The 25,431-nt window shown below is 64.3% G+C and carries 27 protein-coding genes and 1 pseudogene; 11 read left to right on the forward strand and 17 right to left on the reverse strand.

Features of this window, described 5'->3' with window-relative positions; all coding sequences use genetic code 11:
- The first annotated feature begins 128 nt into the window (after window positions 1–128).
- Window positions 129–2,147, forward strand: coding sequence for a thioredoxin domain-containing protein (locus tag O7A05_RS23850; RefSeq protein ID WP_337095384.1), 2,019 nt, complete (start codon window positions 129–131; stop codon window positions 2,145–2,147).
- A 304-nt stretch (window positions 2,148–2,451) separates the two neighbouring features.
- Here O7A05_RS23850 and rho read toward each other — a convergent pair whose 3' ends face one another.
- The 3 genes from rho to hemE all read right to left on the reverse strand — a co-directional run bounded on the left by rho (window position 2,452) and on the right by hemE (window position 5,551).
- Window positions 2,452–3,717, reverse strand: a complete 1,266-nt coding sequence (rho, locus tag O7A05_RS23855; RefSeq protein ID WP_127230347.1) for a transcription termination factor Rho — start codon at window positions 3,715–3,717, stop codon at window positions 2,452–2,454.
- Between the two features lie 254 nt (window positions 3,718–3,971).
- Window positions 3,972–4,526: a protoporphyrinogen oxidase HemJ gene (hemJ, locus tag O7A05_RS23860; RefSeq protein WP_337095385.1), complete on the reverse strand. Its 555-nt coding sequence runs from the start codon at window positions 4,524–4,526 to the stop codon at window positions 3,972–3,974.
- The gene (gene hemE / locus O7A05_RS23865; RefSeq protein WP_337095386.1) at window positions 4,523–5,551 is read right to left on the reverse strand and encodes a uroporphyrinogen decarboxylase; all 1,029 of its coding nucleotides are present in this window, start codon (window positions 5,549–5,551) and stop codon (window positions 4,523–4,525) included. The genes hemJ and hemE overlap by 4 nt, the downstream gene beginning before the upstream one ends.
- Window positions 5,552–5,952: 401 nt before the next feature.
- Between hemE and O7A05_RS23870 the strand changes: the two genes are divergently transcribed.
- The 5 genes from O7A05_RS23870 (at window position 5,953) to dnaQ (ending at window position 9,835) form a co-directional block, all read left to right on the forward strand.
- Window positions 5,953–6,774, forward strand: a complete 822-nt coding sequence (locus tag O7A05_RS23870; RefSeq protein ID WP_224588334.1) for a pyruvate, water dikinase regulatory protein — start codon at window positions 5,953–5,955, stop codon at window positions 6,772–6,774.
- A 247-nt stretch (window positions 6,775–7,021) separates the two neighbouring features.
- On the forward strand, window positions 7,022–7,621 hold the full coding sequence (locus O7A05_RS23875) for a Maf-like protein (RefSeq protein WP_337095387.1): 600 nt from the start codon (window positions 7,022–7,024) through the stop codon (window positions 7,619–7,621).
- Window positions 7,614–8,447: a shikimate dehydrogenase gene (locus O7A05_RS23880; protein WP_337095388.1), complete on the forward strand. Its 834-nt coding sequence runs from the start codon at window positions 7,614–7,616 to the stop codon at window positions 8,445–8,447. Before O7A05_RS23875 ends, O7A05_RS23880 begins: the two co-directional genes overlap by 8 nt.
- The gene (gene coaE / locus O7A05_RS23885) at window positions 8,447–9,052 is read left to right on the forward strand and encodes a dephospho-CoA kinase (RefSeq protein WP_337095389.1); all 606 of its coding nucleotides are present in this window, start codon (window positions 8,447–8,449) and stop codon (window positions 9,050–9,052) included. The genes O7A05_RS23880 and coaE overlap by 1 nt, the downstream gene beginning before the upstream one ends.
- A gap of 78 nt (window positions 9,053–9,130) precedes the next feature.
- Window positions 9,131–9,835 (forward strand): DNA polymerase III subunit epsilon, encoded by a 705-nt coding sequence (gene dnaQ, locus O7A05_RS23890; RefSeq protein ID WP_337095390.1) that lies wholly within the window; start codon window positions 9,131–9,133, stop codon window positions 9,833–9,835.
- Between the two features lie 321 nt (window positions 9,836–10,156).
- Here dnaQ and secB read toward each other — a convergent pair whose 3' ends face one another.
- Both secB and O7A05_RS23900 read right to left on the reverse strand, forming a co-directional pair.
- Window positions 10,157–10,660: a protein-export chaperone SecB gene (secB, locus tag O7A05_RS23895; RefSeq protein ID WP_040986315.1), complete on the reverse strand. Its 504-nt coding sequence runs from the start codon at window positions 10,658–10,660 to the stop codon at window positions 10,157–10,159.
- 116 nt (window positions 10,661–10,776) lie between these two features.
- On the reverse strand, window positions 10,777–11,271 hold the full coding sequence (locus O7A05_RS23900) for an FxsA family protein (RefSeq protein WP_224526084.1): 495 nt from the start codon (window positions 11,269–11,271) through the stop codon (window positions 10,777–10,779).
- 204 nt (window positions 11,272–11,475) lie between these two features.
- Here O7A05_RS23900 and O7A05_RS23905 point away from each other — a divergent pair, with 204 nt between their 5' ends.
- The 4 genes from O7A05_RS23905 to O7A05_RS23920 are packed head-to-tail and all read left to right on the forward strand — an operon-like array spanning window position 11,476 to window position 14,220.
- Entirely contained in the window at window positions 11,476–12,183 is a 708-nt protein-coding gene (locus tag O7A05_RS23905; RefSeq protein ID WP_337095391.1) for a Tim44/TimA family putative adaptor protein, read from the forward strand.
- Window positions 12,184–12,205: 22 nt separating this feature from the next.
- Window positions 12,206–13,309, forward strand: coding sequence for a murein transglycosylase A (mltA, locus tag O7A05_RS23910; protein ID WP_337095392.1), 1,104 nt, complete (start codon window positions 12,206–12,208; stop codon window positions 13,307–13,309).
- Window positions 13,306–13,830: a Smr/MutS family protein gene (locus tag O7A05_RS23915; protein WP_337095393.1), complete on the forward strand. Its 525-nt coding sequence runs from the start codon at window positions 13,306–13,308 to the stop codon at window positions 13,828–13,830. Before mltA ends, O7A05_RS23915 begins: the two co-directional genes overlap by 4 nt.
- Window positions 13,831–13,854: 24 nt before the next feature.
- A complete protein-coding gene (locus tag O7A05_RS23920; RefSeq protein ID WP_224629840.1) occupies window positions 13,855–14,220 on the forward strand; it encodes a helix-turn-helix domain-containing protein in 366 nt (121 codons plus the stop codon).
- Window positions 14,221–14,294: 74 nt separating this feature from the next.
- On the opposite strand, the gene O7A05_RS23925 is transcribed toward O7A05_RS23920, so the two are convergent.
- The 4 genes from O7A05_RS23925 to O7A05_RS23940 all read right to left on the reverse strand — a co-directional run bounded on the left by O7A05_RS23925 (window position 14,295) and on the right by O7A05_RS23940 (window position 17,533).
- Window positions 14,295–14,549 carry a hypothetical protein gene (locus O7A05_RS23925; protein ID WP_224526073.1) on the reverse strand — a complete coding sequence of 85 codons (255 nt, stop codon included), beginning with the start codon at window positions 14,547–14,549 and terminating at the stop codon, window positions 14,295–14,297.
- Window positions 14,550–14,740: 191 nt separating this feature from the next.
- Window positions 14,741–15,358: a transglutaminase-like cysteine peptidase gene (locus O7A05_RS23930; protein ID WP_337095394.1), complete on the reverse strand. Its 618-nt coding sequence runs from the start codon at window positions 15,356–15,358 to the stop codon at window positions 14,741–14,743.
- A gap of 184 nt (window positions 15,359–15,542) precedes the next feature.
- The gene (locus O7A05_RS23935) at window positions 15,543–16,820 is read right to left on the reverse strand and encodes a polyhydroxyalkanoate depolymerase (RefSeq protein WP_337095395.1); all 1,278 of its coding nucleotides are present in this window, start codon (window positions 16,818–16,820) and stop codon (window positions 15,543–15,545) included.
- A 347-nt stretch (window positions 16,821–17,167) separates the two neighbouring features.
- Window positions 17,168–17,533 (reverse strand): septal ring lytic transglycosylase RlpA family protein, encoded by a 366-nt coding sequence (locus O7A05_RS23940; protein ID WP_337095396.1) that lies wholly within the window; start codon window positions 17,531–17,533, stop codon window positions 17,168–17,170.
- A 307-nt stretch (window positions 17,534–17,840) separates the two neighbouring features.
- Between O7A05_RS23940 and O7A05_RS23945 the strand changes: the two genes are divergently transcribed.
- Entirely contained in the window at window positions 17,841–18,026 is a 186-nt protein-coding gene (locus O7A05_RS23945; protein ID WP_337095397.1) for a hypothetical protein, read from the forward strand.
- Between the two features lie 43 nt (window positions 18,027–18,069).
- Here O7A05_RS23945 and O7A05_RS23950 read toward each other — a convergent pair.
- The 8 genes and pseudogenes from O7A05_RS23950 to tauA all read right to left on the reverse strand — a co-directional run bounded on the left by O7A05_RS23950 (window position 18,070) and on the right by tauA (window position 25,166).
- Window positions 18,070–18,868, reverse strand: a pseudogene (locus tag O7A05_RS23950) (ABC transporter ATP-binding protein).
- An 8-nt stretch (window positions 18,869–18,876) separates the two neighbouring features.
- Complete coding sequence (locus tag O7A05_RS23955; protein ID WP_337095398.1) at window positions 18,877–19,656, reverse strand: ABC transporter permease subunit; 780 nt, start codon at window positions 19,654–19,656, stop codon at window positions 18,877–18,879.
- Window positions 19,653–20,810: an FMNH2-dependent alkanesulfonate monooxygenase gene (gene ssuD / locus O7A05_RS23960; RefSeq protein WP_337095399.1), complete on the reverse strand. Its 1,158-nt coding sequence runs from the start codon at window positions 20,808–20,810 to the stop codon at window positions 19,653–19,655. The genes O7A05_RS23955 and ssuD overlap by 4 nt, the downstream gene beginning before the upstream one ends.
- A 75-nt stretch (window positions 20,811–20,885) precedes the next feature.
- A complete protein-coding gene (locus tag O7A05_RS23965) occupies window positions 20,886–21,845 on the reverse strand; it encodes a sulfonate ABC transporter substrate-binding protein (RefSeq protein WP_337095400.1) in 960 nt (319 codons plus the stop codon).
- A 183-nt stretch (window positions 21,846–22,028) separates the two neighbouring features.
- Entirely contained in the window at window positions 22,029–22,259 is a 231-nt protein-coding gene (locus O7A05_RS23970) for a hypothetical protein (protein ID WP_337095401.1), read from the reverse strand.
- A gap of 22 nt (window positions 22,260–22,281) precedes the next feature.
- Window positions 22,282–23,142, reverse strand: coding sequence for an ABC transporter permease subunit (locus tag O7A05_RS23975; RefSeq protein WP_337095402.1), 861 nt, complete (start codon window positions 23,140–23,142; stop codon window positions 22,282–22,284).
- Entirely contained in the window at window positions 23,139–23,927 is a 789-nt protein-coding gene (locus O7A05_RS23980) for a taurine ABC transporter ATP-binding protein (RefSeq protein WP_337095403.1), read from the reverse strand. The genes O7A05_RS23975 and O7A05_RS23980 overlap by 4 nt, the downstream gene beginning before the upstream one ends.
- 225 nt (window positions 23,928–24,152) lie before the next feature.
- Complete coding sequence (tauA, locus tag O7A05_RS23985) at window positions 24,153–25,166, reverse strand: taurine ABC transporter substrate-binding protein (protein ID WP_337095404.1); 1,014 nt, start codon at window positions 25,164–25,166, stop codon at window positions 24,153–24,155.
- Window positions 25,167–25,431: the final 265 nt, after the last annotated feature.

Genomic DNA, 25,431 nt, shown 5'->3' on the forward strand with positions numbered 1-25,431 from the left:
CATTTGCCGGACCTGCCGAACCGCCTAAATTAAACGTAGAGCATGATGCGGCCCAAAACCGCTCCGCACTTTTGGACATCATGCTCCAGCCTTTGCCGCATCCAAACCCCAACGCGGAGCCGCCCGTTGTGACCTTGCCCGCGCGAAACCTGCTTGCCGATGAAGCTAGCCCCTATCTGCGGCAGCACAGCGACAATCCTGTGCATTGGCGCGGCTGGTCGCCCGCCGCCCTTGCCGAGGCCAAAGAGCTTGGGCGGCCGATCCTGCTCTCCATCGGCTACGCCGCCTGCCACTGGTGCCACGTCATGGCGCATGAAAGCTTCGAGAACGACGCCGTGGCGGCCGTCATGAACCGGCTTTACGTGAATATCAAGATCGATCGCGAGGAGCGGCCCGACATCGACCAGATCTACATGGCGGCGCTGCATGCCATGGGCGAGCAGGGCGGCTGGCCGCTGACCATGTTCCTGACGCCCGACGGCAAGCCTTTCTGGGGCGGCACCTATTTTCCGCGCGAGGCGCATTACGGAAGGCCAGGCTTCATCCAGGTGCTGGAAGCGGTCGACAAGGCCTGGCGCGAAAAGCAGCAGAGCCTCGCCGGAAGCGCCGACGGGTTGATCGCCCATGTCGAGCAGCAACTGGCTGGCGCCAAAGGCAAGGCGGTGCTCGACCGCGACATGCTGGCCGATCTCGCCGGCCGCATCGACGGCATGATCGACCGCGATCTCGGCGGCTTGAAGGGCGCGCCGAAATTCCCCAATGCGCCCTTCATGCACACGCTCTGGCTATCCTGGCTGCGCGACGGCCAGGCGAACCATCGCGACGCCGTGCTCATCAGCCTCGAAAAAATGCTCGCCGGCGGCATTTACGATCACATAGGCGGCGGCCTCAGCCGTTATTCGACTGACGCCGAATGGCTGGTGCCGCATTTCGAGAAGATGCTTTACGACAACGCCCAGCTCATCCGCTTGTGCAACTGGGCCTATGCCGCGAGCCGCAACGACTCGTTCCGGACACGAATCGAAGAGACCGTCGACTGGCTGCTGCGCGAGATGCGGGTCGAAGGCGGTGCCTTCGCTGCCAGCCTCGATGCCGACAGCGACGGCGAGGAGGGGCTTTTTTACACCTGGAACCGCGACGAAGTCGAAGCCGCGCTTGGCCACAATGCGTCGACCTTCTTCCGCTATTTCGAGCTCGCCGCCCCGCATGGCTGGGAAGGCAAGCCGATCATTCGCCAGAGCGAGGCGCAGCAAGCTCAAGGCGTCGCCGACTACGCGCAACTTGCGCCTCTGAAGGCAAAGCTGTTGGGCGTTCGCGAAAAGCGGGTCAGGCCAGGGCGCGACGGCAAGGCGCTCACCGACTGGAACGGGCTGATGATCGCCGCGCTTGCCGAAGCGAGTCGCTCCCTTGGGCGACCTGACTGGAGCGAGGCGGCAGCCAAGGCCTTCGGCCATATTGTCGAGGCCAGCCAGGATGGCCGCCTCCCGCATTCCATGCTTGGCGCGAAAAAACTCTTTCCGGCGCTATCCAGCGACTACGCCGCCATGACCAACGCGGCCATCGCGTTGTTCGAGGCAACCGGCGATCCGGTCTATGCGGATCGCGCCAGGCAGTTCATCGGCGAGCTCGACCGCTGGCACTTGGATGGCGATAAGACCGGCTATTGGCTGACGGCGTCCGACAGCGGCGACGTTCCGATCCGCATCCGCGGCGATGTCGATGAAGCAATCCCCTCGGCCACCAGCCAGATCGTCGAGGCGCTGGTGCGGCTTTCCTCGCTCACCGGCGATCCCGATCTCTGGGAAAAGGCCTGGACGACCGCCGAACACGCCATGGGCCGGGCGTCTCAACAGCCCTATGGCCAAGCTGGCATCGTCAACGCCTGTGCACTGGCGCTCGAGCCGCTGAAGCTCGTCATTATAGATACGCCTCAGTCCCCAAGCCTTGTTCCGGTTGCGAATCGGAATCCCGACCCGCGCCGGGTCGACATCGTTGTGTCGATTGGTACGGAGGCGAATCGACCATCGCTGCCGGGCGGCGTTTTGCCGCCGACGGACAAGGCGGGCGCCTGGTTCTGCAGCGGACAGGTGTGTCTGCCGGTGGTGACGGATGCGGGTGAGGTGGAGAAGCTTCTGGGGCGAGGATAGCCACCCGGGCACGCGCCGGGTTCCTGATTTCCAGCGTCGGCGCTGCCCCTCATCTGGCTGCCGCCATCTTCTCCCCGTGAACGGGGAGAAGGGCGCTGTCGCCACCGCTTTCGCCAATCGCCAACGTTGAGAGGCCAACATTGAGAGAAGGAGTGCTGCCGCCCCAGCTCCCTCTTTCTCCCCGTTTACGGGGAGAAATGCCCGGCAGGGCAATGATGGGCGGCGCACACCTTCGCGATGACGCCGTGGCTTATGCGCCGACAGCCCTGAGCGTCGAAGCCCAAGTCAGGCAGCCGCCCTCTAATCACGTATTCATCGAATCGAAGAAATCCGCGTTGGTCTTGGTCTGCTTGAGCTTATCGATGAGGAACTCGATCGCGTCGGTCGTGCCCATCGGCGCGAGGATGCGGCGCAGCACGAAGATTTTCTGCAGGTCCGCGCGCGGCACAAGCAGGTCTTCCTTGCGGGTGCCGGACTTGAGGATATCCATCGCCGGGTAGATACGCTTGTCGGCCACCTTGCGGTCGAGCTGGATTTCGCAGTTACCGGTGCCCTTGAACTCTTCGAAGATGACTTCGTCCATGCGGCTGCCGGTATCGATCAGCGCGGTGGCAATGATGGTTAGCGACCCGCCTTCCTCGATGTTGCGGGCAGCGCCGAAGAAGCGCTTCGGGCGCTGCAGCGCGTTGGCGTCGACACCGCCGGTCAGCACCTTGCCGGATGACGGCACCACGGTGTTGTAGGCGCGGCCGAGACGAGTGATCGAATCCAGAAGGATGACGACGTCACGGCCATGCTCGACCAGGCGTTTGGCCTTCTCGATCACCATTTCGGCGACCTGCACGTGACGCGCCGCCGGCTCATCGAAGGTCGAGGAGATCACCTCGCCCTTCACCGAACGCTGCATGTCGGTCACTTCCTCCGGACGCTCGTCGATCAGAAGCACGATCAGATAGCATTCCGGATGATTGGCGGTGATCGAATGGGCGATGTTCTGCATCAGCACCGTCTTGCCGGTGCGCGGCTGCGCGTTGATCAGCGCGCGCTGGCCCTTGCCGATCGGCGCGACCAGATCGATCACGCGTGGCGAAATGTCCTTGGAGGTCGGATTGTCGACCTCCATCTTCAGCCGCTTGGTCGGATAGAGCGGCGTCAGATTGTCGAAGTGGATCTTGTGCCGGATCTTTTCGGGATCATCGAAATTGATGGTGTTGACCTTGAGCAGCGCGAAATAGCGCTCGCCCTCTTTCGGGCTGCGGATCGGTCCTTCGACCGTATCGCCGGTCTTGAGCGAAAAGCGCCTGATCTGCGACGGCGAAATATAGATGTCATCGGGTCCCGGCAGGTAGTTTGCGTTGGCCGAACGCAGGAAGCCGAAACCGTCCTGCAGCACCTCGACCACGCCGTCGCCGATGATCTCGATGTCCTGGGCGGCGAGCTTCTTCAGGATCGCGAACATCAGCTCCTGCTTGCGCATGACGCTGGCGTTCTCCACCTCGAGCGATTCGGCATAAGCGATCAGCTCTGGCGGCTTCTTGTTCTTGAACTCTGCGAGTTTCATTTCTTGCATTAGATAGACTCTGGGTAGGCTTTGGGGAGAAAAATCGGCTGAATACGACAAATGCCGGGCGCGGCCGAAAGCGAGTGAAAGGGGCGGCGCATGACGGGAAGGAAGACCCGTCTTTTATCGTCGGTCGCCTGAAAGAGCAAGCCGCCTTTTGCGGATCCTGGCTGGGCCGGGCGAAGCTAAAGCATGGTCCCCGAACCGGGGTCAGCGTGAGCTAAAAAGTGGGAACCGGCTTTCGGAAAAAACCTGCTCCTGATCTAGAACGGCTTCACGATCACCAGGATGACGATGACGATCATCAACAATGTGGGGATCTCGTTGACGATCCGCCAGTGGCGCACCGGTTTTTCGTTCCTGTCCTCGGCGAATTTCCTGACCGCGCCGGCGAGATAGCCATGCAGGCCCGACAGGACGAGCACCAGTGCGATCTTGGCGTGGAGCCAGCCACCCTGGAATGCAAAGCCTTTCCAGGCCAGCCAAAGCCCGAACACCCAGGTCACGATCATCGCCGGATTGATGATGGCCCTGAGCAGCCGGCGTTCCATCACCTTGAAGGTCTCGGACTGGACCGAGCCTTTCTCGGCATCGACGTGATAGACGAACAGCCTGGGCAGATAGAGCATGCCGGCCATCCAGGAGATGACCGCAACCACATGGATCGCCTTCGCCCAGAGATAGAAGCCGTCGCCGGCCACGACATAGAGAAGCGCCGTCGCCACGACGAGCAGGGCAATGCCGATCACCATGCGCTTCATCGCCTGGCCAGTGCTGCTCCCGCTGCTCGCGCTGTTCTCTTTCCTCACATCGCTCATCGGTGGCCCCTCACCATCTTGACCATCGCCTCGACATGCGCCACCGGCGTTTCCGGCGTGATGCCGTGGCCGAGATTGAAGATCAGCGGCCCGCCACCCAAGGTCCTCAGAATGGCATCGACGCCGTCGGCCAGCGCCTTGCCGCCGGCGACCAGGCGCAGCGGATCGAGATTGCCTTGCACCGCGCCGTCGCGCTGCAATTCCTTCGCCATCGACAAAGGCACGGTCCAGTCGAGGCCGAGGCCGGCAATGCCGGTCTTCTTCCTATAGTCGCGATAGCGTTCGCCGGCTCCCTTCGGAAAGCCGATCACCGGCACATCGGGGTAGACCGCTTTCACCTGACGGACGATCTCGGCCACCGGTTCGACGCAGAAGGCCTCGAAGGACGGTTCGTCCAGCACGCCCGACCATGAATCGAAAATCTGCACCACATCGGCGCCGGCTTCGACCTGGCGAATCAGATAGGCGGCCGAATGATCGGCCAGTGTCTTCAAAAGCCTCGCGAAGGCCTCGGGCTCGCGATAGGCGAAAAGCCGCGCCGGTCCCTGGTCGGGTGTGCCGTGTCCGGCGATCATATAGGTCGCCACCGTCCACGGCGCGCCGCAGAAGCCGATCAATGTCGTCTCAACCGGCAGTTTCGCCCGCAACCGGCGCACGGTCTCATAGACCGGTTCGAGATTCACGTGAAACACATCGCCGTTCAATGCCGGAATCTCGGCAGCCGAGATCGGCTTCAGGATCGGGCCGCGGCCTTCCTCGAAACGAACCTCGCGTCCCAGGGCATTGGGCACGACGAGTATGTCGGAGAACAGGATTGAAGCGTCGAAGCCGAAGCGTTCCATCGGCTGCAGCGTCACCTCGACGGCGAGGTCCGGATCGTAGCAGAGATCGAGGAAGGATCCCGCTCGTTTCCTGGTCTCGCGATACTCCGGAAGATAGCGGCCCGCCTGACGCATCATCCAGAGCGGCGGCGGTGAAACCGTCTCGCCCTTGAGGACGTCCAGCATGATCCGTTTCCCAGCCATCCTGCGCTGCCCTCTCCGGTCCCCTTAAATCAAATATCTATTTTTAAAGAGTCTTCTGATTCTAAGAGTCTGTTGGTTGTGATGGTTGCGACCTGTCCAGCCTGCGGCCCGAAAATGCCAGTCAGCATATTGTCGCGTACTCGCTTTCGCAATTTGGATGGCTCTGGGGACGAAGCGGATTCAGGCTTTGGAGTCAAAAGCTTGGGCTTTCCGTTCCGAACTCCGTGCTGTGGACGAAATCGGCCAACAAAAGTTGATCCCCGGTTTTGTCCCCAGCGCCGCGACAAAGCCTACAGCGGGTCGAATTGTGGACAAGCGGCCATCTGATACAGTCGCTTCCTTAGCCGAGGCCTGCCCATCCAGCCTTGTCCACAATTGCCCACAGCCCGGACCCATCCCCTGTGAACAAACCTCAGAGCTTCTTCCACCTGCACCTGATCTCCGACGCCACCGGCGAGACGCTGCTGGCGGCCGGCCGCGCAGCGTCCGCGCAATACAAGGACGCGCGCGCCATCGAGCATATCTATCCGCTGATCCGCACCGAGAAGCAGGTCGCCAAGGTCTTCGATGACATCGAGGAGGAGCCCGGCATCATCCTCTATACCGTCGTCGACCAGAAGCTCGCCCGCTCGATCGACGAGCGCTGCGCGGCGATGGGCCTGCCTTGTGTCTCGGTGCTGGAACCGGTGCTCACCGTCTTCCAGTCCTATCTCGGCACGCCGGCCGGCCGCCGCGTCGGCGCCCAGCATGTGCTAGATGCCGAATATTTCCGCCGCATCGATGCCTTGAACTTCACCATGGAGCATGATGACGGCCAGCTGCCGGCGAATATGGACGATGCCGATGTGGTGCTGATCGGCATCTCGCGCACCTCGAAGACCCCGACCAGCATCTATCTCGCCAATCGCGGCATCAAGACCGCCAACATCCCGATCGTGCTCGGCGTGCCGCTGCCCGAAAGCCTGATCGACGCCAAGACGCCTTTGGTCGTTGGGCTGGTCGCCACGGCCGAACGAATCTCGCATGTGAGGCAGAACCGCATCCTCGGCAACAGCGCCGCCTTCGTGCCGACCGACTATGTCGACCGCGCGGCCATCAACGAGGAGCTCGCCTATGCCCGCCAGCTCTGCACGAGGCATGGCTGGCCGATGATCGATGTCAGCCGCCGCTCCATCGAGGAAACGGCCGCCGCCATCGTTGCCCTGCGGGGCAAGACGCGCTAGGGCAAGCGACATAGGTGAGCACTCCGTCCAACACCCCTCATCCGACCGAGCTTCGCTCGGCCACCTTCTCCCACAAGGGGAGAAGGAAGAACGCGGCACCGGCATCCCGCAATTACCACTAGATAGCGGTTTTGCAGCGGCGATGGCCCAGGACTTTCCTTCTCCCCTTGTGGGAGAAGGTGGATCGGCGCGACACGCCGAGACGGATGAGGGTGTTGGACGGGTCGCAATCGTTGGATGAACCATCATGGCCGAGAAAATCATCCTCGCTTCGGGCAGCCCGTACCGCAAGGCGATGCTCGTCAATGCCGGCCTCGACATCGAGGCGGTGCCGGCAAATGTCGACGAGCGCGCGCTCGAGGCTCCGCTGAAGGACAGCGGCGTGTCGCCGGAGGATGTCGCCTCGATCCTGGCCGAGGCCAAGGCGACCGAGGTCAGCGAGCGCAGGCCAGGTTCCCTGGTGCTCGGCTGCGACCAGACCCTGTCGCTGGGCGACGAGATTTTTCATAAGCCCGCCGACATGGAAGGCGCTCGCCGCCACTTGCTCGCGCTCTCTGGCAAGACGCATCAATTGAACAGCGCCGCCGTGCTTTGCCGCGACGGCGAGGTGCTGTGGCGCCATGTCGGCGTCGCCAGCCTGACCATGCGCAAGCTCGACCCTGCCTTCATCGGCCGGCACCTAGCCCGCGTCGGCGCCAAGGCGCTGTCCAGCGTCGGCGCCTATCAGATCGAGGGTGAAGGCATCCAGCTGTTCGAGAAGATCGAGGGCGATTATTTCACCATCGTCGGCCTGCCGCTCTTGCCGGTGCTGAAGGAACTGCGTGCCCTGGGAGCCATCGATGGCTGAGGCAAAAGCTTTTGTCACCGGACATCCGATCGCCCATTCGCGCTCGCCGAAGATCCATGGTTATTGGCTGGCGCAATACGGAATCGACGGCAGCTACCAGGCGATCGACGTCGCGCCGGCCGATTTCACCGCTTTCCTGAGATCCCTCGGCGATAGCGGCTACCGCGGCGGCAATGTCACCATTCCGCACAAGGAAGCCGCTTTCGCCGGAGTGGCCCGCCGAGACCATGCGGCCGATGAAATTGGCGCCGTCAACACGCTGTGGTTCGAGGATGGCCTTCTCTGGGGCTGCAACACGGACGGCTACGGTTTCGCCGCCAACCTCGACGAGCATGCGCCGGGCTGGGCTGCCAATGGGCCGGCGGTGGTTCTGGGCGCCGGCGGTGCCTCCCGCGCGGTCATCCATGCGCTGAAAGAGCGTGGCATCAACGATATCCGCATCGTCAATCGGACGCTCGCGAGAGCCGAGGAACTCAGCCGCCACTTCGGCGCCGGCGTCTCGGCGCATGGCGCGGGCGCGGTCGGCGAGCTGCTTGCCGATGCCGGCCTGCTCATCAACAGCACGGCGCTTGGCATGCATGGGAACGAAGCCCTCGCCGCCGATCCGAGCGCGTTGCCCGGCCACACCATCGTCACCGACATCGTCTATGTGCCGCTGGAGACGCCGCTTCTGGCGGCCGCCAGGGCGCGCGGCCTGAAGACAGTCGATGGGCTCGGCATGCTGCTGCATCAGGCCGTGCCCGGCTTCGAACGCTGGTTCGGCCGGAAGCCGGATGTCACGCCCGAATTGCGGCGCATGATCGTCGCCGACATCGAGGGCCATTGATGATCGTGCTCGGCCTCACCGGATCCATCGGCATGGGCAAGTCCGCCACGGCGAAAATGTTCGCCGAGGCCGGCGTGCCGGTGCATGATTCGGATGAGACGGTGCATCGCCTTTATTCCGGCAAGGCAGCGCCTTCGGTCGAAGCGGCTTTCCCAGGCACGACGCAGGCAGGCGTGGTCGACCGCGTGAAGCTCGCCGGAAAAGTGCTCGCCGATCCGGCCGCGCTGAAGCAGCTCGAGGCGATCATTCACCCGCTGGTGCGCGCCGATGCCGATGCGTTTCTGGCGAAACATCGCGCCGCCGGCGCGCCGCTCGCCGTGCTCGACATCCCGCTGCTGTTCGAAACCGGCGGCCGCAACCGTGTCGACAAGGTCGTGGTCGTCACCGCGTCGCCCGAGATCCAGCGCGCGCGCGTGCTCGCCAGGCCCGGCATGAACGAGGAGAAGTTTGCCTCGATCCTCGCCAAGCAGGTGCCCGACGCCGAAAAGCGCCGCCAGGCCGATTTCATCATCGACACCGGAAATGGCTTCGACGCGGCGCGGAAGGCGGTTGAGGCGATCATCGCCGAACTCTCAGGGGAAAAGTCCGGCAAAGCCGGCTCCTGACAGCAGGCCGTCACCAGCCCCCATTGCCATTTTGTTCTGGTGTATGATTCTGCTCGCTTGGGAAGCGAACTGATTCGAATGCGTGAAATCATCTTCGATACGGAAACCACCGGCCTCGATTTGCGCGAAGACCGCATCATCGAGCTCGGCGGCGTCGAGCTGGTCAACCGTTTTCCGACCGGCCGCACCTTCCACAAATTCATCAATCCGCAAGGGCGCGCCATCCACGCCGAGGCGCAGGCCGTGCACGGCATCAGCGCCGCCGACCTGGTCGGCAAGCCGACCTTCGCCGAAATCGTCGATGAGTGGCTGGCCTTCACCGATGGCGCCAAGCTGATCGCGCACAACGCCACCTTCGACCTTGGCTTCCTCAACCTCGAATACAGCCGGCTCGACCATCCGGCCATCGATCCCGGCCGCATCGTCGACACGCTCGCTTTGGCCCGCCGCAAGCATCCGATGGGCCCGAACTCGCTCGATGCGCTCTGCCGGCGCTACGGCATCGACAACACGCGCCGCACCAAGCACGGCGCGCTGCTCGACTCCGAATTGCTGGCCGAGGTCTATATCGAGCTCATCGGCGGCAAGCAGGCGGCGCTGGTTCTGGAATCCGTGGCCGTGCAGATGAACGGCGCCGGCGAGGTGGCCGATATCGACATCTCCATCGGCGCCCGGCCTATCGCCCTGCCTCCACGTCTCACCGAGGCGGACCGCACGGCCCATGCCGGGCTGATTTCGACGCTCGGCGAAAAGGCGCTGTGGCTGAAGGTGGCGGTGGGTTGAGCGGGTGCTGTTGGCGCTGACCCTGGAGATTGGCCAAAACCTCCGTGACGTCGTCATACTCGGGCTTAACCCGAGTATCCATGCCGTGACCTCTGCGGTAGGGCGTAACGGTGCAGAATTCTGTAACCGCAGCAACGCCTTGGCGTAACGGCATGGATGCCAGGGTCTGCGCGCGTCGCTCCGCTCCTTGCTCCGCCCTGGAATGACGACCGGGAAGACGGTCACGGCCAATCGCGAAGGCTGGCGCTGTCCCGCCAGCAGCTCCAACAAAAAAGCCCGGCGCGGGGCCGGGCTCTCGATAGGATGTGGCGCCGGTTCGCCTCAGCTCACCTGCACCTTACTCGCCGCAGCCTGGTCTTCGGCGATCCTCTGCTGGAACATCTGCGCGAAGTCGATCGGGTCGAGCATCAGCGGCGGGAAGCCGCCATTGCGGGTGGCGTCGGCGATGATCTGGCGGGCGAACGGGAACAGCAGCCGCGGGCATTCGATGAAGAGCAGCGGCAGCATGTGCTCCTGCGGAAAGCCCGAAATGGCGAAGACGCCGCCATAGACCAGCTCGACATTGAACAGCACTTCCTGGTCGAAGGATGCCTTGGCGTTCAGCGTCAGATTGACGTCGAACTGCTTGTCCGAAAGCGGGTTGGCGTTGACATTGACATTGATGGCGATGCCCGGTGCCTTGTCGCGGCCGCGCAGCGAGTTGGGCGCGCCGGGGCTCTCGAAGGACAGATCCTTCACATATTGCGCAAGCACATTGAGCGAGGGCTGGTTCTGGGTGCCGTTGCCGTTGGCGGCGCCGGTCGCCGCGTCATCGTTGCTGGCCATGAGCCTTAGTCCTTTTGCCTGGGCAGCATTGCTGACCGGATTGAAATCGCGGGTTCGCTACCATGCTCGGCCGGACAAAACAAGTTTTGCCGCCCTGTCGGGCGAGAGGTCCGAGACTAATCGTTCTTCAGTCGCCGCCAGGGTGAATTGTGGTCCGGCCGGTTCGGATAATCGTCGCGCGAATAGTCGCTGTCGTCGAGGTCGATGACGTTGTCGCGCCGGCGGGCCGAAAAGCCGCGGCCGAAGCTGGTCGCCATGACGATGCGGTTCTTGAGCAGGCGCCAGGCGAAGTCGCGCACCGGCGGCAACAAGAGAAGAATGGCGAAGATGTCGGTGATGAAGCCCGGGATGATCAAAAGGATCGCCGCCAGCACGATCATCGCCCCATGCGCGAGCTGGCGGCTGGGATCGCGCCCGGCATCCATTTCCGTCCGCACCCGCGCCATGACGCCGAAACCCTGATGCCGAAGCAGCAGGCTGCCGGCGACGCTGGACAGGATGACCAGCCCGACCGTGGCCAAAGCGCCGATTTCGCGGCCGACAACGACGAAGCCGGCGATCTCCAGCAGCGGCAGCAGGAGCAGGAACAACGGGATGAAGGAAATGCGCAAAGTCTCGACCGATCGCTTTCTTCTTTTGCGGCGCTCGCGGACAATCGCCGCTGGCCTTGGCGCCTTTAGATAGGTATGGCTGCCTTTGATTTGAATGATAGCGCCTGCCGTTCTATATGCTTTGGGTGTTGAACGCTATGCGACCGCGATCCCCGAGGGGTTTACGCCGGTGCGGCAAGGACAGGGATCGAGTTGGCGGAAATTATGGGTTTCTTCGACTTCGGCACGATTTTCTTTTTGATTGCGGCGGTTGTGATCTTTTTCCAGCTGCGCAACGTGCTTGGACGTCGCACCGGAAACGAGCGCCCGCCCTTCGATCCCTATTCGGCGAGTCGCACGCGCGAGGCCGATGCGGCGCAAAAGCCTGAAAATGTCGTGTCGCTGCCGCGCAAGCGCATGCCGGGCGAACCCGCGGCCGAGACCTATGCCGCGATCGACGCCTTCGCCAAGCCGGATACCGACCTCAACAAGGGCCTGCGCACGATCAAGGACAACGATCCGTCCTTCGATCCCAAGACCTTCGTCGACGGCGCCAAGATGGCCTATGAGATGATCGTCATGGCCTATGCCGACGGCGACCGTAAGACACTGAAGAATCTCCTGTCGCGCGAAGTCTATGACGGCTTCGTCACTGCCATCGGCGAACGCGAGGCGAAGTCGGAAAAAATCCAGTCCTCCTTCGTCGGCATCGACAAGGCCGACATCGTCGCCGCTGAAATGAAGGGCTCGGAAGCGCATATCACGCTGCGCGTCGTCTCCGAGCTTATCTCGGCGACCCGCGACCAGGCGGGCGCCGTCATCGACGGCGACCCGGAAACGGTGGCCGAGGTCAAGGATGTCTGGACCTTCGCCCGCGACACCCGCTCGCGAGACCCGAACTGGAAGCTCGTCGCCACCGAAGAAGAAGACTAGATCCAGGCGGCGGGGCTCGGTCGTGCCGCTCTCTCCCATACTCAGCGAAAAATCTTTTGACGACCTGCCCGGGTGGCGCGGGGATGATCATACTGCAGCCTTCGCTGCGTTTCGCCGCTCGGCCTTCCACGCGCCGATAAAACCTTACCGCACCGGATCGCTCGGCGTCGACTTCAACACCTTTGCCGCTGCCTATGCCGAGGCGCGCGCTGTTTCGGCTCCGAGCAGGTCCGAGGCGCGATCCTTCTTCGAACGGCATTTCGTGCCGATGCTGGTGAAAGCCGAGAACGGTTCGGGTCTCGTGACCGGCTTCTATGAGCCTGAGGTCGAGGCCGCGCCGGTCAGAATCGGGCGGTTTACCGTGCCGTTGCTGTCCCGCCCCGCCGACCTGATCGACATAGACGACGGCAACCGGCCGACCGACATGGATGCCTATCTGGCCTTCGCCCGCCGGACGGATGGTGTTCCGGTCGAATATTTCGATCGTGGCGAAATCGAGCGCGGCGCGCTCGCCGGCAAAAATCTCGAAATTGCCTGGCTCGCCGAGAAGGTCGATGCCTTCTTCATTCATGTGCAGGGCGCGGCGCGCCTGAAGATGACCGACGGCAGGCTCACCCGCGTCACCTACGCCGCCAAGTCCGGCCAGCGCTTCACCGGCCCCGGCAAGATCTTGAGCGATCTCGGCGAGATCCCGCTGGAAAAGGTGACGATGCAATCGATCCGCGCCTGGTTCAAGGCCCATCCCGACCGGGTCGACGAGATCCTCTGGCAGAACCGCTCTTACATCTTCTTCCGTGAGGCCGCGGTCGACGACGCCGCGCTTGGTCCAATCGCCGCCGCCAAGGTGCCGCTGACGCCCGGCCGCTCGGTCGCGGTTGACCGGCTGCTGCACACATTTGGCACGCCGTTCTACATCGATGCGCCGACCCTCACCGCTTTCGACCAAAAACCGTTCCGCCGGCTGATGATCGCGCAGGACACCGGCTCGGCCATCACCGGTCCGGCGCGCGGCGATCTCTTCGCCGGCTCGGGCGACGCTGCCGGCGAGATCGCCGGCGTGGTCCGCAACGCGGCCGATTTCTATGCGCTGGTGCCGCGTACGCTTCTGGATGGAGTGACCCGGTGAGCCGCCGCGACGACCATCTCAGCGACGACGATCGCATCCTGTGGAACCTGGTCGCCCGCTCGGCCCGGCCGCTGAAGGGCAAGACCGCCGTCGAGATCCCCGACCTCGTCGAGCCCAAGCCCGAGCCACCGCGACCTGCCGCGAATGGCGTTGCGGCCGTGGCCGCCAAGCCGAAGACGCCGCATGTGGCGCACTCGCTCGACGACCAGACGCTGCACAAGCTGAAGAAAGGCAGGTTGCCGATCGAAGGCCGCGTCGACCTGCATGGCATGACGCAGGACGAGGCCTATTCGCTGCTGCTCAGCTTTCTTAAACGCGCGCATGCCGGCGGCATCCGCTACGTGCTGATCATCACCGGCAAGGGATCGTCCTCGGGCGGCGACGGCATCCTGCGCCGCGCCGTGCCGGCCTGGCTGTCAACACCCGCCTTCCGGCACCTCGTCTCCAGCCACGATCATGCCGCCCGCAACCATGGCGGCTCGGGCGCGCTCTATGTGCGGCTGCGGCGGACGCGTCCATGAGGGTTCGGCAATGAGCCAGCCGACATGACCCCGTTCGGCGAGAAGCTCAGGGCGCTGCGCGCCGAGCGCGGCGTCAGCCAGAAGGCGATGGCCGAAGCCATCGGCGTCAGCGCCGCCTATCTGTCGGCGCTCGAGCACGGCCGCCGCGGCGCGCCGACCTGGACGCTGATCCAGAAGATCATCGGCTATTTCAACATCATCTGGGACGATGCCGAGGATCTCGCCCGGCTCGCGGAAAGCTCGCATCCCAGGGTCAGGATCGACACGTCCGGCCTGTCGCCGGCGGCGACCGAACTGGCCAATCTGCTGGCCGAGAGCATCGAGAGGCTCGATGAGGCGGAACTGCGCCGCCTCAGCGCATCGATACGCGCGGCTCTTGATCGACGTTAATAATTCAGGCGTCTGGCGCCAGCGGATCGCCATGTCCGCTGGCGCTTGATTCGACTCTGTCTGAAGTCTTGAGATCAGAGCTTGCCGGTGCCGTTGGCGCTGCCGCCATTGGTGCTGCCCCGGCCCTCCTTGCCTTGATGGCCCTGATGATCGCGGCCATTTCCGCCGCCAAGGCAGTTCGCGGAGCTGACGCTGCAGCAGCGGCCGCTCCACAGGTCGTTGAGATTTGTCTTGGCGCAGCTTTTGGTGGTCTCGTCCGCCAGGGCCGATCCGGTCAGGGCCGACACCGCGATGGCGGCAAGCAAGGTGTTTCGCAGAAAAGCAGTCATTGAAATTCTCCATGGTTGGGTTTGTCGTCCACGGCTGTGTGTCGCCGGCCGGACGCAAAAGGTTCATGGAGAGATGCGGAAAATGTTTTCCAGAGAGCGAAGCCCTCTCTTCGTCATCTAGGGCCTACGCCGCGTCGCTGCGCTCGTCGCTGCTGGAAAGACGAAACTGAAGTTGGCGCGCTCGGCTCTGCCTACTGCACGGAGCCCACAAGCACCGGCTGGCCGTCGCGGATCGAGACCCAGCGTCCAGTGTTGTCGATCGCCTGGCGCTTGAGGAAGCGGTAGCCGGTCGCGTCCCAGGCTTTGATCTTGTCGGTCAGATTGTCGAGAACGTAGTCGCCCTTGTCGGTGCGCACTGTCAGCACCGAATGGCCTTCGCCATCGGGCTTGCGCACGACGGTGATCAAAAGGTCCGCCAGCGACATGCCCATGCGATAGAGCTGGCGCCGCTTTTCCAGCACATAGTCCTCGCAATCGCCATAGCCGTCGTCCGGATAGGCCCAGACTTCGTCCTTGCCATAGTGATCGAGGTCGCTCATCGGCTTGACGGCGGCGTTGACCTTGGCGGTCACGCTGATCAGCCGGCGCCACAGGCTATCCGTCATCCTGGCCGGATCGAGATCGACGGGGCGGATGTTGCATTCGCTCGGATGCGACTTGCAGAAATCATAGTGGCCGATCGGCTGCGACGTTAGGCCGCCCGTGGCCATCGCGCCCGCCGCCCAGGCCGGCACCACCCAATGCGCAGAGATCGCCAGTCCTGCGGCTGCACATAGGCGCAGTATCCGCGTCATCGCTGAGGAAGTCATTGCCCCCGCCCTGTTCTTTATTAACGAAACGTTAAGGGCGATTTACAGTCCGTGTCAATTAGAGACGACGGCCAGTTTGACGGCATGGTTACTTGCACGATCCCGTAGCGGCACTTTCGCAACAGAGACATGGGCGCAACACCGCCAGCCGCCGGGCGGCGGCGGAACGAAGGAGCTGCGCCGTTCAGCCTTTTGCGGAACGGACCAGCTTCGGCTTTGTCGCAACCCGGTTCTGGCGGCCATAGCTGGAAATGAAGTCGACGATGCGCGGCACGATCTCCGAGCGGAAGCGCGAGCCGTTGAAGACGCCGTAATGGCCGACGGCCGGCTGCATGTAATGCGCTTTTTTGTCTGCCGGGACGTTGACGCAAAGGTCATGCGCGGCCTGGGTCTGGCCGAGTCCGGAAATGTCGTCGTTCTCGCCTTCGATGGTCAAAAGCGCGACGTTTCGGATCGCCCTCGGATCGACCGGCTCGCCGCGATGCGTCATCTCGCCTTTCGGCAAAGCGTGGCGCACGAACACGGTGTCGACCGTCTGCAGGTAGAATTCCGCCGTCAGGTCCATCACCGCCAGATATTCGTCGTAGAAGTCGCGGTGCTTCTCGGCGCTGTCGCCGTCATGCTTCACAAGGTGCATGAAAAAATCCTTGTGGGCGATGATATGGCGATCGAGGTTCATGCTCATGAAGCCCGAAAGCTGCAGGAAACCCGGATAGACCTCGCGGCCGAAACCCGGCACCGGCCACGGCGCCTGCATGATGACATTGTCGCGGAACCAGTCGCTGCCCTTTTCCTCGGCCAGGAGATTGACCGCGGTCGGATTGCGGCGGGTGTCGACCGGACCGCCCATCAGCGTCATGGTCGAGGGCACGAACGGGTCGCCGCGCTTCTCCATCACCGCGACCGCCGCCAGTACCGGAACGGAAGGCTGGCACACCGCCATCACATGCGTGTCGGGGCCGAGCGCGTGGAACATCTCGATGACATAGTCGATATAGTCGTCGAGATCGAAGCTGCCTTGCGAGACCGGCACCATGCGGGCATCGACCCAGTCGGTGATGTGCACGTCGGCATGTGGCAGCATCGCCTCGACCGTGCCGCGCAGCAGCGTCGCATAATGGCCCGACATCGGCGCCACGATCAAAAGCTTCGGGTCGGGCTTGCGGCCGGCGGGCAGCCCGCGCTCGAAACGGATGAGGTTGCAGAAGGGCTTCGACCAGACCGTCTTTTCCGTGACGTCGACGTTTTTCCAGTCGACCACGGTCTTGTCGAGGCCGAATTGCGGCTTGCCGTAGCGCCGGGTGGTGCGCTCGAAGAGCTCGGCGGTCGCAGCGACCGAGCGGCCGAAGGGTGTGTGGGAAATCGGATTGAGCGGGTTGGAGTAGAAGAGCCGCACCGCGTCGGCATAGAGGCGGGCCGGCTGCAGCGCCGCATGGTTCAATTCGTAGAGCTGGTAGAACATCGCGAACCCCGCTGCCGTCCGACGACCAAAAGGACGACGAACCGCGCCGAGCCTTGAATGTCTCCCGGCGAGGTTAGCAAGATATTGTTGCGATGCAACACGTCATTTTGTCTGACGAATGCTTCTTTGGTTTAACCTGTTGAGAATCAGCCTCGAACGGTGGAGCCGGCTCAGTGTGCAGTGCCGAAGTGTGAAGGATATGTGTCCGGCCCCTCATGCCGAACACCGGCCACGATCCGGGACCCGCAGGCTCGCCTTGGAGCGTGGTGCGACAGCAAGAGCGTGGTGCCGAAAAAGCGCGAGGCGACTCGATCGAGCCCATGCTCCGTTTTCGATTCAGAGCCGGATCAGACGCGCGCCATGCAGACGGCGGTGTGGCCCGAACCGATGAAGCCGAGCTCGCTGGCGGCGCCGCGGGACAGATCGAGCATGCGTCCCCTCACGAACGGACCGCGATCGTTGATGCGTACGACCACGCTGCGGCCGTTGTTCTTGTTGGTGACCCTGAGCTTGGTTCCGAAGGGCAGGGAGCGATGGGCGGCAGTCAGTGCCGAGGGGTTCATGCGTTCCCCTGAGGCGGTTCTGGAATGCAGCGCGTACCAGGAAGCGTGGCCGCACTGTGCGGCGGCGGAGGAGGAGGCGGACGAGGCGCCAGCCATCAGGCCAGCCGCGATCGTTACCGCGACAAGCGCGGTCCGGTTGGTTTTCTTCATGCTTTGGGGGAGGCTCCGTTGATCGAATAGCCCCGCCTAAGTGCCGAATGAGGCGGGAAATGCGACATTGATCTGGCGGTTCCATGGCGACGGCACACGTTTGGAGTCGCCGCGAAACAGTTTGTCATGATATTTCTGAAGCCGGAGAGGCGTATTCTTGATGAATATCGGGCCGGCATCCAGGACGTTCCGGGCAAGATCGGTCTGCAGGATTTGCAGTAAGAGGAACCGAACTGTTTCGATTCCTCAGCGTCTTTCATCGCGTCCCGCCGCCATTCAGGATCGACTTTTGGAGAGGGTCTAGCTGATGCGATTGATCAGGTTTGTGCTGGCGCTGATTGTGCTGGCCGTCGGTGTGCTGTGGTCGCTGCAAGGCCTCGGTCTGGTCAAGGGCAGCTTCATGACCGGTCAGACGCAATGGCTCTATATCGGCCTCGTCACCATGCTGGTCGGCCTGGTCGGGCTGCGCTGGGCGAACCGCTCGCGCATCTGATCTTGCGATTTTTGGGTTGCCGGCCCAACGGCCGGCGCCGCGCTCAACCCCGGCCGAACAGTTGGTCCAGGATGGCGCCTTCGATCCGGGCAAGCTCCGCCGAACCGTGCCGCCGCGGCCGGGCCACCGGCACGTCGAGGTCGAGAGCGATGTTGCCGGCGCTGATCACCACGACGCGGTCGGCGAGCGCGACGGCTTCGCCGACATCGTGCGTCACCAGCACGGCGGTGAACTTCTGGTCGAGCCATATGCGCTCCAGAAGCTGCTGCATCTCGATGCGGGTCAGCGCGTCCAGCGCGCCGAGTGGCTCGTCTAGCGCCAGGATCTGCGGCTGGCCGACCAGGGCGCGGGCAAGTGCCACGCGCTGCTTTTGACCGCCCGACAGCACCGACGGCCACTCGTCGGCGCGATCGGCGAGCCCGACCTCGTCCAGCATGGCAAGCGCCCGCTGCCTGGGCTCGGCGCCGCCGGCGATGCCGGTCAATCCGATCTCGACGTTTTTCACCACGCTGGTCCAGGGCAAAGCGCGGTTCCTGGAACATGAAGCGCGTGCGGCTGTGACCTTCCTCGTCCGAGAGGGTCACTGAACCGCTGCTCGGGCGGTCGAGCCCGGCCAGCAGCCGAAGCAGCGTGCTCTTGCCGCAGCCGCTTTTGCCGATGACGGCCAGGAATTGCCCGGCCCGCACGTCGAGGCTGATGCCGTCAAGGACGATCTTGTCGCCGAAACGTTTCCCAACCTCCTTGAAGGCGAAGGCCCGGCGGCCCTCGACCGAGCCGATCGCCCGCGCATGCGCCGGCATGGGGACGAGGGAACGTGCGGCGGTAAAGCTGGCGGCCGGCATGAGTGTTCTCACCCTTTCTGGAAAGCGGGATGCCAGCCGAGCGACAGGCGCTCGAGCAGGCGGGCCAGGCTGTCGGCGAGCTTGCCGAGCAGCGCATAGATCAGGATCGACAGCACCACGACGTCGATCAGAAGGAACTCGCGCGCCTGCATGGCCATGTAGCCGAGGCCGGAACTGGCCGAGATCGTCTCGGCGACGATCAGGGTCAGCCACATGATGCCCAGCGCATAGCGTAGGCCGACGAAGATCGAGGGCAGCGCGCCGGGCAGGATCACGCTGAAGAACAAGGCGCGCCGGTCGAGCCCGTAGACCCGGCCCATCTCGACCAGTTGCGGATCGACGCCCTGGATGCCGAGCAGCGTGTTGACGTAGATCGGGAAGAACACGCCGAGCGCCACCAGGAAGAGCTTGGCTTCCTCGTCGATGCCGAACCACAGGATGACGAGCGGGATCAGCGCCAGATGCGGGACGTTGCGGATCATCTGCAGCGTCGTGTCGGTGAGGCCGCGGCTCAGCGTCGACAATCCGTTGGCGAGGCCGAGCACGAAGCCGATCGAGCCGCCGATGGCGAAGCCCGACAGCGCGCGCAAAGTGGAGACGCCGATGTTGCGGATCAGTTCGCCCGATAGCGTCAGCCGCCAGAACGCCTCGGCCACCGCACTTGGCGCCGGCAGCACATTGGCCGGGATCTGGCCCGCGCGGGCGGCGGCTTCCCAGCCGGCGATGATTGCCGCCGGCAGCAGCCAGCCGGCCGAGCCGTTGCGGGCGAGACGCGCGGCCAGGCTCACGACGCCGCCTGCAGGCGGCCGGCGCCGTGGAAGCCGACGGTGAATTCGTTGGCGATGTCCTTGTGCGCCCGCTGCCGCTGCGTGCCGAGGCCGAGCCGCGGGAACAGGAGTTCGGCGACGCGGTAGGCTTCCTCGAGATGCGGGTAGCCGGAGCCGATGATGGTGTCGATGCCGATCGCCTGGTATTCGCCGATGCGCTCGGCGATCTGCTCCGGCGTGCCGACCAGCGCCGTGCCGGCGCCCCCACGCACCAGTCCGACGCCGGCCCACAGATTCGGCGAGACGACGAGCCGGTCGCGCCGGCCGCCATGCAGTTCGGCCATGCGCCGCTGCCCGACCGAGTCCATCTCCTTGAGGAAACGCGCCTGCGCGTTTTCGATCTGCGCGTCGGTGACATGGCTGATCAGCCGCTCGGCGGCGCGCCAGGCCTCGTCCTCCGTCTCGCGCACGATGAAATGCAGCCTGATGCCGAAACGCAGCTTGCGGCCGCGCCGCGCCGCCTTCTCGCGCGCCGAGGCTATCTTGCCGGCAACCTGCGCCGGCGGCTCGCCCCAGGTCAGATACATGTCGACGAGGTCGGCCGCGAGCTCCTGACCGGTGTCGGAGGAGCCGCCGAAATAAAGCGGCGGCCGCTCCTGCAGCGGCAAGAGATCGAGGCGACCGTTCTCGACGCGGTAATATCTGCCGTCGAAATTCACCCGCTCGCCCGACACCAGGCCGCGCCAGATGGTGAGGAATTCCTGCGCCTGCGCATAGCGTTCGTCATGCGGCAGGAAGACGCCGTCGCCGGCAAGCTCGGTCGGATTGCCGCCGACCACGACATTGAGCAGCAGGCGGCCGTTGCTCAGCCGGTCGAGCGCCGCGGTCTGGCGCGCCGCGAAGGTCGGCAGCGTCACGCCGGGCCTCAGCGCGACGAGGAATTTCAGCCTTTCGGTCAGCGTCGCAAGGCCGGTGGCGGTGATCCAGGAATCTTCGCAGTTCTGCCCCGTGGGCAAGAGCACGCCGGGGAAACCCAGCCTGTCGACCGCCTGCGCGATCTCCTTGAAGTAGCCGAATTCTGGCGGACGCTGCTGCTTCTCGGTGCCGAGATAGGTTCCGTCGCCATGCGTGGGGATGAACCAGAAGAAATCGAGCGGGCTTGATGATGCGGTCATGGCTGATACCCGGGAAAAGAAGGTCGAAAACAGGGGCGGCGCCGGGCGTTCGCCGCCCGGTGCCGTGAAGGGAATTCAGTTGCCCGGCGCGGTCCAGACGGCGTCGGATATGCGCACGGCTTTCGGGATCAGCCCAAGCTTGAAGAAGCGGTTGGCCGTTGCCTGCTGGCCGGCGACGATCTCGTCGGTGATCGGGTAGATGCCGAACTTGGAGCGGTTGGCGGCGATCGTCTGCGCATCGAGCGGAACGCCGGTCACCTCATGCAACGCCTCGGCCACCTTGTCGCGGTTCTGGTCGGCCCATTTCGCCGCCTCGCCAAGCGCGGCGATCGTCGTCGAGACGAAATCCGGATGCGCCTTGGCGAAATCCTTGTTGGCGAGGACCTTGAGCACGTCGCTGGAGCGGGCAAGCACGCGCGGCTGGTAGCGGGTCTCGGCGATGGCGAAGAACGGATCCCACACCGCCCAGGCGTCGATCTGGTCGCTGGCGAAAGCGGCCGCCGCGTCCGCCGGACTGAGATAGACCGGCGTGACCTGGTCGAAGGAGATGCCGGTCTTCTCCAGCGCCGCGACCAGGAGATTATGCGCGCTGGTGCCCTTGCCGACGCCGATGCGCTTGCCCTTGAGATCGGCCAGCGACCGGATCGGCGAGGCCGGCTTGACGAAGATCGCTTCGCCGTCGCCATTGGAGGGCAGCGCCGCCGCATAGACGATGTTGGCACCGGCCGACTGGCCGAAGATGGGCGGCGCGTCGCCTGTCCAGCCGACATCGATGGCGCCGACACTCAAGGCTTCGACCAGCGGCGGGCCGGCGGTGAATTCGACCCATTTCACCGCCACACCCTTGTCGGCCAGCGCCTTTTCGATGATCTGCTGCTGCCGGGCAATTACAGGCAAGCCGGTCTTCTGATAGCCGATGTTGAACGCCTTGAGCTCCTGCGCCGCGGCGCCGAAGCACGTCGTCCCCAAGGATGCGGGAAGAGCTGCCGCTGCCAGCAGGCCGATACTGAAAGCGCGTCTCGTCAGATTGAACATGATCCTCTCCTTCGATGGCCCGAGCTGCGGGGCCGGTTGGAATGAGATCAGGCTAGGTAAATCTATAAAGTTAGTAGAGGAACGGTGTTGCGAGTTCGTGGCGCAAGCTGGAATCATTTTTCATGACCGACTCCGTGGCCATGCGGCGCTCCGCCCCGGGACAAGGAGCGCTTTGCGGCCCGGTCATTGCGACCAGTACTGCCAGGCCCAGTAGAAGCTCTCGTCACGCGGCGGCAGGCGATCGCGTTCGCCGGCAAACAGCACCGGGGTCGGCGATTTCGGCTCGTCCTGCGGCCGCTTGTCTTCCGGGTGCTTGTCTTCCAGGCGCCCGTCCCCCAGGCACTTGTCGCTCGGCGGCAGACGCAACAGCCATGTGCCGACATGCGCGAACAGCACTGCGGTGGAATGGGTCATCGACCTTCTCCTTCGCTTGCGTTCATTCCCGCCCCGCCCAGGGCACAAGGACCCGCTCGATCCGGCGGATGACGAATTCCAGGGCAAAAGCGATGATCGCGATCACCAGAATGCCCATCACCACCACGTCGGTGACCAGGAACTGGGCCGCCGACTGGATCATGAAGCCGAGCCCGCGCGTCGCCGCCACCAGCTCGGCCGCCACCAGCGTCGACCAGCCGGCGCCGAGCGCGATGCGCAGGCCGGTGAGGATCGAAGGCAGCGCGCTGGGCAGAATCACATGGCGGATGACCTGGGCTCGGGTGGCGCCGAGCGATCGCGCCGCGTCGACGCGCTCGCGCGAAACATCGCGCACGCCGGCGGCAGTCGATAGCGCGACCGGCGCCAGCATGGCGATGGCGATCACCAGGATCTTCGACGGCTCGCCGATGCCGAACCAGATGATGATCAGCGGCAGATAGGCGAGCGGCGGGATCGGCCGCAGGAATTCGAGCAGCGGATCGAACACGCCACGCCCGATCCGGCTGATGCCGATGGCGAGGCCGACCGGCACGCCGACGAGGATCGCCACGATCAGCGCGGCGAACACGCGCCAGAGTGACGCGACGACGTGCTGGAGCAGCGTCGCGTCGACGAAACCGTCGCGGGCGACGACGACGAACTTGGCCCAGACAGCCGCCGGCGAGGGCAGGAAAACCGGCGAGACCAGCTGCAGCGCGGCCGACACCGTCCAGGCTGCGAGCAGCACAAGGATGGTGATCGCGCTGACCAGCCTGGCTGAAACGGCCGCCCGTTTCGGCCGTGGCCGCGACCATGGCACGGAAAATCCCTCGGTCTCGCCGGCCTTCGCTCTCGCGCGTTCGCTATAGGCGCCGACGCTCATGCGGCCTCTCCCTCGAAGATCGCATCGGTCAGCTCCGCGCGGGCCGCGGCGAAGGTCGGATCCGCCTTGATCGCGCGGATCGGCTCGCCGGCCGCGTAGCGGCGGCCGAAATGGGTTTCGAAAGTCCGCACGACGTGCCCCGGTCCCGGCGCCAGCACGATGATGCGGGTGGCCAGCACCAGCGCCTCCTCGATGCCGTGCGTCACCATCAGCACGCCTACCTTGCTTGCGGCCCAGAGATCGAGCAGCGTCGTCTGCATGCGCTCGCGCGTCAGCGCATCGAGCGCGCCGAGCGGCTCGTCGAGCAGCAGGAATTCTGGTTCGGCGGCTAAAGCGCGGGCAAGGCCGACGCGCTGGCGCATGCCGCCGGAAAGCTCCCAGATGCGCTTGTCGCCGGCATCGCCGAGCTTGACCAGCGACAGCAATTCGTCGGCACGGCGCGCCCGCTTGTCGGCCGACACGCCGCGCAGCCTGAGCGCGAAGGCGACATTTTCCCGCGCCGTCAGCCAGGGGAACAAAGCATCGTTCTGGAACACCACGGCGCGGTTCGGCCCGGGCCCGGTGATCGGCCGGCCCCCAACCGTGGCCAGACCGCCCGCGGGCTCGACCAGGCCGGCGGCGACGTTGAGCAGCGAGGTCTTGCCGCAGCCGGAACGGCCGACCAGCACGACGAAATCGCCCCTGTCAGCATCGCTTTTGCCGACGTCGAGCGAAACGCGCTCGACCGCCGGCGCCGGCTGGCCGTCATAATGGACGCTGACCTTATCGAGGGTGAGATGCGGCATTGGGTTCTGCCTCTGCTGCCAAGCAATTCCAGGAAAGTGTGAAACGGTTGGGTTCGGCGGCTTCGCCGTAGCTTGCGTCCGGAATTGCGTTAAACGAGAAAGGGCGCCTGCCCCGAAGCCGCGTCTCGCAAGCGGCTTCGGGACAGGCAAGCGCAAGGCCAGGGAAAAAGGCGCCGCGCTTCCCCGGAAAGGCGGTCATCCTTCCGGAGATTGCATGGAGAAGGCTCAGTTCGAGGCGAGCGCCTCGCTGGCATACTTCGCCGTCACATATTTCGAATAATCGGGCAGCACGGCATCGACCTTGCCCTGCTCCTTGAGGAAGGCGGACGTCGCCGCGACGGCCTTGACGGTCGCGCCGCCGAGGAACTTGTCCGAAGCCTGCTCTTCGAGCGACGGGAAGACATAGCCCTTGAGCAGTTCCGGCACCTCTTCCAGCTTGGCGCCGGTGAGCTTAGCGATCTTGCCGGCCTCGGGCGAGGACACCGACCACGCCTCCGGCTTGGCGAGGAACTGCGCATAGGCCTTGCCGGTCACCTTGACGAAGTCGCGCACGGCCTCGGGGTGCTTGTCGGCAAAATCGGTGCGCACGATCCAGGCGTCGAAGGTCGGCGCGCCCCAGGCGGCCACCTGCGAGGAGTCCAGCACCACCTTGCCGGACGTCTTCACCTGGCCAAGCGCCGGATCCCAGACATAGGCCGCGTCGATGTCGCCGCGCGCGAAGGCGGCGGCGATCTCCGGCGGCCTTAGATTCAGAATTTGCACCGACTTCGGGTCGACGCCTTCATGCTTCAGCGCCGCGAGCAGGCTGTAATGCGTGGTCGAGACGAACGGCACGGCAACCTTCTTGCCGGCGAGGTCGGCGACCTTCTCGATGCCTGAGCCGTTGCGAGCGACCAGCGCTTCCGACGGGCCGATCAGGCCGACGACGAAGATGGTCTCGATCGGCAACTCGCGGCTGGCGGCCGCGGCCAGTGGGCTCGAGCCGACATAGCCGATATCGACCGAGCCGGAGGCGATCGCGGCGATGACGTCGGCGCCGGAATCGAACTTGCGCCAGTCGATCGCGGCCTTGGTCGCCTTTTCATAGGCGCCGTCGGCCTGCGGCACCTTCGAAGGCTCGACCACTGTCTGGTAGCCGATGGTGATCTTGAGATCGTCGGCGCTGGCCGGAACGAGCAAGGCGGCGGCGGCAACCGCCGCCGACGAGAAAAGCAGAACGCGTCGTGAAAGGATTGACATTGAAAGGCTCCATAACCCCTGAAAACCGGATTGCCTTTCTATCGTCTGCTAATTCTATTTAGTTTGTAGAGTTAAATCCTTCCAACGAAGCGCGCATTGTTGGAAAAGTGTCACCGGGTACCGGCGGAATGGGCGCAAAAGGACGGTCGCGGATAGCGAGGGGAGGACGCCTGCTGCACCTTCGGTCGCCGTTGGGGTTGGCGGAGCCGTCCCTCCGTTCGTCATTGTAGGGCGGGGCAAGGAGCGAAGCGACGCGCGCAGACCC

The organism is Mesorhizobium argentiipisi (SeqCode) (assembly GCF_037179585.1).
Taxonomy (GTDB): Bacteria; Pseudomonadota; Alphaproteobacteria; order Rhizobiales; family Rhizobiaceae; genus Mesorhizobium; species Mesorhizobium argentiipisi.

Bases quoted from the DNA above. Each gene is read 5' to 3' on its own strand.
- hemJ (WP_337095385.1), bottom strand. From the start codon at position 4,526: ATGAGCGATGTGAGGAAAGAGAACAGCGCGAGCAGCGGGAGCAGCACT.
- O7A05_RS23945 (WP_337095397.1), top strand. From the start codon at position 17,841: ATGCGATTGATCAGGTTTGTGCTGGCGCTGATTGTGCTGGCCGTCGGT.
- O7A05_RS23880 (WP_337095388.1), top strand. From the start codon at position 7,614: ATGGCTGAGGCAAAAGCTTTTGTCACCGGACATCCGATCGCCCATTCG.
- O7A05_RS23875 (WP_337095387.1), top strand. From the start codon at position 7,022: ATGGCCGAGAAAATCATCCTCGCTTCGGGCAGCCCGTACCGCAAGGCG.
- O7A05_RS23905 (WP_337095391.1), top strand. From the start codon at position 11,476: ATGGGTTTCTTCGACTTCGGCACGATTTTCTTTTTGATTGCGGCGGTT.
- O7A05_RS23935 (WP_337095395.1), bottom strand. From the start codon at position 16,820: ATGTTCTACCAGCTCTACGAATTGAACCATGCGGCGCTGCAGCCGGCC.
- O7A05_RS23925 (WP_224526073.1), bottom strand. From the start codon at position 14,549: ATGACTGCTTTTCTGCGAAACACCTTGCTTGCCGCCATCGCGGTGTCG.
- rho (WP_127230347.1), bottom strand. From the start codon at position 3,717: ATGCAAGAAATGAAACTCGCAGAGTTCAAGAACAAGAAGCCGCCAGAG.
- O7A05_RS23920 (WP_224629840.1), top strand. From the start codon at position 13,855: ATGACCCCGTTCGGCGAGAAGCTCAGGGCGCTGCGCGCCGAGCGCGGC.
- O7A05_RS23965 (WP_337095400.1), bottom strand. From the start codon at position 21,845: ATGTTCAATCTGACGAGACGCGCTTTCAGTATCGGCCTGCTGGCAGCG.
- ssuD (WP_337095399.1), bottom strand. From the start codon at position 20,810: ATGACCGCATCATCAAGCCCGCTCGATTTCTTCTGGTTCATCCCCACG.
- hemE (WP_337095386.1), bottom strand. From the start codon at position 5,551: ATGGCTGGGAAACGGATCATGCTGGACGTCCTCAAGGGCGAGACGGTT.
- tauA (WP_337095404.1), bottom strand. From the start codon at position 25,166: ATGTCAATCCTTTCACGACGCGTTCTGCTTTTCTCGTCGGCGGCGGTT.
- O7A05_RS23970 (WP_337095401.1), bottom strand. From the start codon at position 22,259: ATGACCCATTCCACCGCAGTGCTGTTCGCGCATGTCGGCACATGGCTG.
- dnaQ (WP_337095390.1), top strand. From the start codon at position 9,131: ATGCGTGAAATCATCTTCGATACGGAAACCACCGGCCTCGATTTGCGC.
- O7A05_RS23940 (WP_337095396.1), bottom strand. From the start codon at position 17,533: ATGAAGAAAACCAACCGGACCGCGCTTGTCGCGGTAACGATCGCGGCT.
- O7A05_RS23975 (WP_337095402.1), bottom strand. From the start codon at position 23,142: ATGAGCGTCGGCGCCTATAGCGAACGCGCGAGAGCGAAGGCCGGCGAG.
- secB (WP_040986315.1), bottom strand. From the start codon at position 10,660: ATGGCCAGCAACGATGACGCGGCGACCGGCGCCGCCAACGGCAACGGC.
- O7A05_RS23930 (WP_337095394.1), bottom strand. From the start codon at position 15,358: ATGACTTCCTCAGCGATGACGCGGATACTGCGCCTATGTGCAGCCGCA.
- O7A05_RS23980 (WP_337095403.1), bottom strand. From the start codon at position 23,927: ATGCCGCATCTCACCCTCGATAAGGTCAGCGTCCATTATGACGGCCAG.
- coaE (WP_337095389.1), top strand. From the start codon at position 8,447: ATGATCGTGCTCGGCCTCACCGGATCCATCGGCATGGGCAAGTCCGCC.